This window comes from Nocardia sp. NPDC049707, from assembly GCF_040674855.1.
Lineage (GTDB): Bacteria > Actinomycetota > Actinomycetes > Mycobacteriales > Mycobacteriaceae > Nocardia.
The window spans coordinates 1-6,264 of the sequence record NZ_JBFANN010000100.1; the positions used below are offsets into that span (position 1 = coordinate 1).

Sequence of the window (6,264 nt, forward strand, 5' to 3'; positions counted from 1 at the left end):
GAGACCACTTTTCTCACCGCAGGGATCGGGGCAACAGTCGACAATGTCTGGGTGCAGGACCTATGCCCGGATGATGACTTCGCCGCGAACACGCCGCGCCCGCGCGGCCAAAAACACAGTCGCGAGTCTCGACGACTCGGACGCGAGACAGCAGGGGGCCGCGAACCCGCCGCGCCGAAGGCGCGGCAATCAGACACAGTGCGCATCCACCGCGACCGCCTTGATGTTCGCGAAAGTCTTCCGGTAGCGCTCGACTTCGTGTTCCTTGTCCAGGTACACCGGGCCGGTGAACGCCTCGACGTAAACCACCGGCGGCTCCCGCAGCTCCACCTGCGCCGTATCGGCGAATTCGAGTAGCACGAACGGGCCCGAATCCATGCCGTCGTGATAGCCGGAATCCGAGGGCACCATCTGGATTCGCACATTCGGCAGGTCGCACATGCGCCGCAGGTGCGCGAGCTGTTCGACGGTCACCTCGGCACCGCCGACCCGCCGCCGCAGCACCGACTCGCTGATCGCCACATCCAGATGCAGCGGCGAATCCGTGCGGGTAAGCAACGCCTGCCTGGCCATCCGCAGCTGCACCCGACGGTCGATGTCGGTCTCCGCGGCCTCCGGGCGTGCGGACTTCAGCAGCGCGCGGGTGTACGCCTCGGTCTGCAGCAGTCCGGGGATCAGCTCGTTCTCATAGGTGGCCAGGGTGCGGGCGGCCTCCTCTAGACCGAGGTACACCTCGAAACCCTCGGCGATCACATCGGCGTAGCCGGTCCACCAACCTCTGGCCTTGGTCTCCTTGGCCAGCGCGGTCAGCGGTTCGACGAGATCGGTTGGCGCACCGTAGATCTTGCACATGGCCTCGACGTCGAGGCTGCGCAGTGAGGTTTGCCCGGTTTCGATCCGCCAGATCTTGGCCTCGGACCATTCGAGCTGCTGGGCCGCCACCCGGGTGGTCATCCTGGCCCGATTGCGCAGATCACGCAGATGGCGGCCGAGTTGTCTGCGCGGCATGGTCGATCCGGTGGTGCCCTGCGGTAAAGCCATGCTTTCCCCCTTGTGATTTCCGAACCGCATTGTGTCACAGCAAATCTGACACAGGTCACGATGGACGTCCCAGGTACGCCAACAGCGCAATAGCGATAAACAGGTTCTCGAAGGCTGCGATCGGGAACCTCAGCCGTTTTCCACTTGCGTGTGCCGCGCGTTCGCCAAACGCCAGAACTGCACGGCGTGAACGTCTCCGGAGAGTTGGTAGACCGGCTCGGCGAGATCAGCGATGTACTCGACCTCGGTCGCCAGCTCGGACGCGTTCTCGAGGAACTCGAGCAGCAGGCGGATGACGGCCGCGCCGGTCAGGCCGAGCGGTATCGCGCTCGAGGCGGCCAGCACGGCGAGCACCGCGCACACCTGCCACATCAGCACCGTCAGTGCGATCGGGATGTCGATCGCGAAGGCCGGGCCGAGCAGGTAGGCAAGGGGTAGCAGCGTCCCGGTCGCAGGGCGGTGGAATTGCACGTCGAGCAGAACGCGGGTGGCATCGGCACTCCAGGCCCGCGGACTTTCGAAGGGGTGGCCGGTTCGCGGCGGTGCGCGAGAACCGTCTCTCTTTCCCAGCGATCCAGCCTGATTCGGTTTCGAATTCGGGTGCTCCGACACTATTGGACTCATCGGATCCGCCCGTCGACCGTCGAATCACTTCGCGATGCTGCCCGTCGCCGACCGCTGTCCCCCATCGAATCGCGACGCGATGCTCACTCTTACGGCGATCCTTCCGCCAATCCGATACCCCGCCAATAGGAGTGGATTCGCATGAGCAGGTGCGGGCCGCCGCAATGTGCGCGCGGACCTGCCTCGGTGCGGCGGCGCGGCCCATTAAAAAGGAGATGTTTCAGTGATAGCCGATCACTACCGGGTGAGATGAATCCGACAGTCATCAAGATCTTTTGTACAACCCGTAACGCCCACCCCACCCCGCCCCGATACCACCCACGTATGCAGGACCCAGAACTATCGGGGAATGGAGAAAGACAGTGCGCACCACGTTTCCGACTTCCGCATCGGCGGCAGAGATGACTGCCGCGGCGCAGGACTACATCCAGCGCGGGTGGACGATCGCTGAAACGACCAACGGAATCTGCCTGATCACGGACGAGGATCTGTCAGGTATCGAGATCAGCGGTGAGCTGGCCGGCGAGGTTCGCCGGTTCCTGCGCGCGAACAACCTGACCGGTCCGGTTATCGAGATTCCGGGCGCCGAGCGTCGCGAGGTCCACCTGGTCACCGGCCTGCACAAGGCCACGATGGCGCTGGCGGCATTGCGCGAGGCGGGCATCACCGTCTACACCGACGGTGCCGGCATCCCGCTGCCCCCCACCCAGCTCACCACCGGCGAGGCCTGCTGGAGCGTGGCTCCGGGCGAGGCCCGCTGGATCCCGCCGGTCGTCGCGATCGGCGCCGCGGTTCGCTCGGCCCTCTCGCGTCGCACGACCGTCAACAGCAACACCGTCGTCGCCTGCTGACGAGACGTATTTGCCGGGCGGGGTCCGCACTGCCCTGACCGACCGATGACCGGTATTCGTAGCAACGGATACCGGTCATTCGTGTTCCGGCGTGACGACTGATTTCGCGGGTACATGGATAACTCGTCGGGAACGCCCAGACCTCTACACCTGATCAACCGCCAACCCGCAAAGCCACAGTTGAGACACTCACGACCGGCAAGAGTTTCGGAGTGGCGGGGGAGCTACCGGTCATTCTTGTTTCCTCATGCGTACAGATCCATCGCGCGCGATGATGGGGATCATGGCCCAGCTCACTGATGATTCCCGGACGCTGTTGCGGACCTGCCCGCTGTGCGAGGCGGTTTGTGGACTCGAGATCACGCTCGACGCGAACGACCACGTGACCTCCGTTCGCGGGGATCGAGACGATCCCTTCAGCAAGGGGTTCATCTGCCCCAAGGGGGCCAGCTTCGGACATCTCGATGAGGATCCGGACCGACTGACCGAACCGATGATCCGGGACCGGGCCACCGATACCTGGCGCACCGCATCCTGGACCGAGGCATTCGATGTCATCGCCGCACGTTTCCCGGCGATCGTGGCCGAGCACGGCAATCAGTCCGCGGCGTTGTATCTCGGCAATCCGAACGCGCATACGGTGGCCGGGACGCTGTATGTGCCGGTGCTGATCCGGGCCCTTGGCACCAAGAATCTGTTTTCGGCGAGTACCGCCGACCAAATGCCCAAACAGGTGGCGAGCGGGTTGATGTTCGGCGATCCGCTGGCCGTGCCGGTGCCGGATCTGGATCGCACCGATTATCTGCTGATGTTGGGTGCGAATCCGCTGGAGTCGAACGGATCACTGTGCACCGCACCGGATTTCCCGGGCCGGTTGAAGGCATTGCGCAAGCGCGGCGGCAAATTCGTCGTGGTCGATCCACGGAAAACGCGGACCGCGAAGCTGGCCGATGAGCATCTGTTCATCCGGCCGGGCAGCGATGCCTATCTGTTGTTCGGGATCGTGCATACGTTGTTCGAACAAGGTCTGACCGATATCCGCGTGGATGTCGCGGGGCTGGACGAAGTACGCACGGCAGCAGCGGATTTCACCGCCGAGGTCGTCTCGGCTCGAACCGGAATTCCCGCGGCGACGATTATCCGGATCGCGCGGGAGTTGGCGGCGGCGCCGACCGCGGCGGTATATGCGCGAATCGGCACCTGCACGGCCGAATTCGGCACGCTGACCCAGTGGTTGGTCGAGGTCGTCAATGTGCTGACCGGCAACCTCGATTCACCCGGCGGCGCCATGTTCGCCCATGCGGCGGCGGGTGGTATCCCGCGCACCAAACCATTCCGCACCGGCCGCTGGGCCAGCCGGGTGCGCGGACTGCCCGAGGCGATGGGCGAACTGCCGGTGGCCACCCTGGCCGATGAGATCACCACACCGGGCGCGGGGCAGGTGCGCGCGCTGGTGACCGTCGCGGGCAATCCGGTGCTGTCCGCACCGAGCGGGGCGCGGTTGGATGCGGCCTTCGCACAGTTGGACTTCATGGTCAGTGTGGACCGGTACCTGAACGAGACCACCCGGCATGCCGATGTGATCCTGCCGCCGCCGCGGTCGACGCAGTCGCCGCATTACGATTTCGCGTTGCTGCAGTTCGCGGTTCGCAATTACGCACGCTATTCGCGGCCGCTGGTCCCGCTCGGCGATCGGCCCGCCGAGTCGGAGATCCTGGCCCGGCTCGGGGCGGCACTGACCGGGCAGCCCGCCGGACCGGCTGCGCTGAACGGCGTCGATGAACTGATCATCGCGGGCATGTTGAACAAGGCGGGCATACCGGAGCGGCGACCCGAACTCATCGGGTCCAACAGCACCGAGCAACGCATCGACCTGATGCTGCGGCTCGGACCGTATGGCGAGTGGCATGCCGGCGCGAGCGCCGGACCCGGAGGCGGCAGCCCGCGTGACCACGAAGGTCCCCAGGAGCACCGCGATCAATACAGCGCGCTGAATCTGCAGGTGCTGCTGGACAATCCGCATGGTCTCGATCTCGGGCCGCTGCAACCGCGGCTACCCGGCGTGTTGCGGACGGCGTCCAAGCAGGTGGAGTTGGCGCCGCGGCCGCTGCTCGAGGATGTCGCGCGGATGCGGGCCCGGCTCGCCGATGCCGCGCCGGATGTGGTGTTGATCGGCCGCCGGCAATTGCGATCCAACAACAGCTGGATGCACAATGTCCCGACCCTGATCGGTGGGTCGAATACCTGCACGCTGCATATCAATCCGGCGGATGTGGCGCGGTTGGGCCTCGGCGACACCGCCGTGGTGAAATCCGCCGCGGGAACGCTGACGGTGCCGCTGGAGCCGACCGAGGCGATCATGCCCGGGGTGGTCAGCCTGCCGCACGGCTGGGGACATACCGACAGCACGCAGACGGTGGCTCGGGCGCATGCCGGGGTGAATGCCAATGTGCTGACCGATGATTCGGTGGTGGATGTGCCGTCCGGGAATGCGATCTTCAATGGCGTTCCGGTCACCTTGACGCCGGCCTGAGTTGTGCTCGATCCGACCGGCCGGGAACCAAAAGATTCCGGACGGTCGGATTTTGGCAACTTCGTGGAAACCTCTGCGCTAACGAAAGATTCAGTGCATTCTGCTGTGTTGCCGGACTGAATTCGGATCGAGTCGCGGGCTAGCGTCGAACCCGTTACAGTGTGCCGGATTCCAGCTACCAGAGGAAACGCGATGGCCGGTACACGTTGTGGCAGTGACGGTGAACACGAACTACAGGAGCGGTACGGTACGCAGGATCGCGCCGAACGCTTCTACCAAGATCAAGTACTCGATCGACTGAACCCGACGATGATCGAATTCATCGCCAGGATGGATATGGCGTTCATCGCCACCGCGGACAAGCACGGCGAATGCGACGCAAGCTTCCGCGCCGGTGTGCCCGGCTTTCTGCATGTGATCGACGAACGCACGCTTGCCTATCCGGAATACCGCGGCAACGGCGTACACGCCAGCCTCGGCAACATTCTGGAGAACCCGCACGTAGGCATCCTGCTCATCGATTTCGTCCAGGATCTGATCGGATTGCACATCAACGGTTCGGCCCAGATCGTGGATGACACCGCGCTGCGCCGCACCGCCCCGCAGCTACCGGAGAACGTCAAGGGGCGAGCCGCCGAACGCTGGGTGGTGATCGATGTGGAGGAGGCCTACATCCACTGCCGCAAGCACATCCCGCATCTGGTCCCCGCGGCCGGCGAACAGCGGCAGTGGGGCACCGACAACGTCCGCGCCAAAGGCGGCGACTACTTCGGGGCGAAAGCGCAGTCCCAGACCGACACACTGGTTCAGCGCTGATTCGTTCGCCGAACTGCAAACTCGCCCCGGACCGAGCACGTCTTACGAGCGACGTTCGCGGCGGTCTCACGTCCGCGCCGAGGCGCGGCCATGAAACACCCCCGAGCCGCCGAAGCACATACGACGAAGTCGCGAGTCTCGACGCGCGCACCAGGTCCCGAACGACCCGCCTTCACCGACCACCGCGAAGCGAGTCTCGACGGGCGAGGAGTTCGCGGCCCTCTCGCGTCCGAGCCGCCGAAGCGCATGCGACGAAGTCGCGAGTCTCGACGCGGGTGCACCAAGTGCCGAACGCCCCGCACTCACCGACCACCACGGAGCGAGTCTTACGAGCGACCGTTCGCGGCCCGTCTCGCGTCCGAGTCGTCGAAGCGCATGCGACGAAGTCGCGAGTCTCGA

5 protein-coding genes are annotated in these 6,264 nt (G+C 64.9%); 3 read left to right on the forward strand and 2 right to left on the reverse strand.

Annotated features, from left to right (window positions below; all coding sequences use genetic code 11):
* Positions 1 to 189 precede the first annotated feature (189 nt).
* The gene (locus AB0J29_RS36830) at positions 190 to 1,041 is read right to left on the reverse strand and encodes a helix-turn-helix transcriptional regulator (RefSeq protein ID WP_364795920.1); all 852 of its coding nucleotides are present in this window, start codon (positions 1,039 to 1,041) and stop codon (positions 190 to 192) included.
* 129 nt (positions 1,042 to 1,170) lie between these two features.
* Positions 1,171 to 1,653, reverse strand: a complete 483-nt coding sequence (locus AB0J29_RS36835; RefSeq protein WP_364795923.1) for a DUF4282 domain-containing protein — start codon at positions 1,651 to 1,653, stop codon at positions 1,171 to 1,173.
* A 374-nt stretch (positions 1,654 to 2,027) separates the two neighbouring features.
* On the opposite strand from AB0J29_RS36835, the gene AB0J29_RS36840 reads away from it, so the two are divergent.
* From AB0J29_RS36840 to AB0J29_RS36850, 3 genes are all read left to right on the forward strand, one after another.
* A complete protein-coding gene (locus AB0J29_RS36840; protein ID WP_364795924.1) occupies positions 2,028 to 2,516 on the forward strand; it encodes a hypothetical protein in 489 nt (162 codons plus the stop codon).
* A gap of 283 nt (positions 2,517 to 2,799) precedes the next feature.
* Positions 2,800 to 5,049: a molybdopterin-dependent oxidoreductase gene (locus AB0J29_RS36845; RefSeq protein ID WP_364795927.1), complete on the forward strand. Its 2,250-nt coding sequence runs from the start codon at positions 2,800 to 2,802 to the stop codon at positions 5,047 to 5,049.
* Between the two features lie 192 nt (positions 5,050 to 5,241).
* Positions 5,242 to 5,865 carry a pyridoxamine 5'-phosphate oxidase family protein gene (locus tag AB0J29_RS36850; RefSeq protein WP_364795930.1) on the forward strand — a complete coding sequence of 208 codons (624 nt, stop codon included), beginning with the start codon at positions 5,242 to 5,244 and terminating at the stop codon, positions 5,863 to 5,865.
* The last annotated feature ends 399 nt before the right edge of the window (positions 5,866 to 6,264 follow it).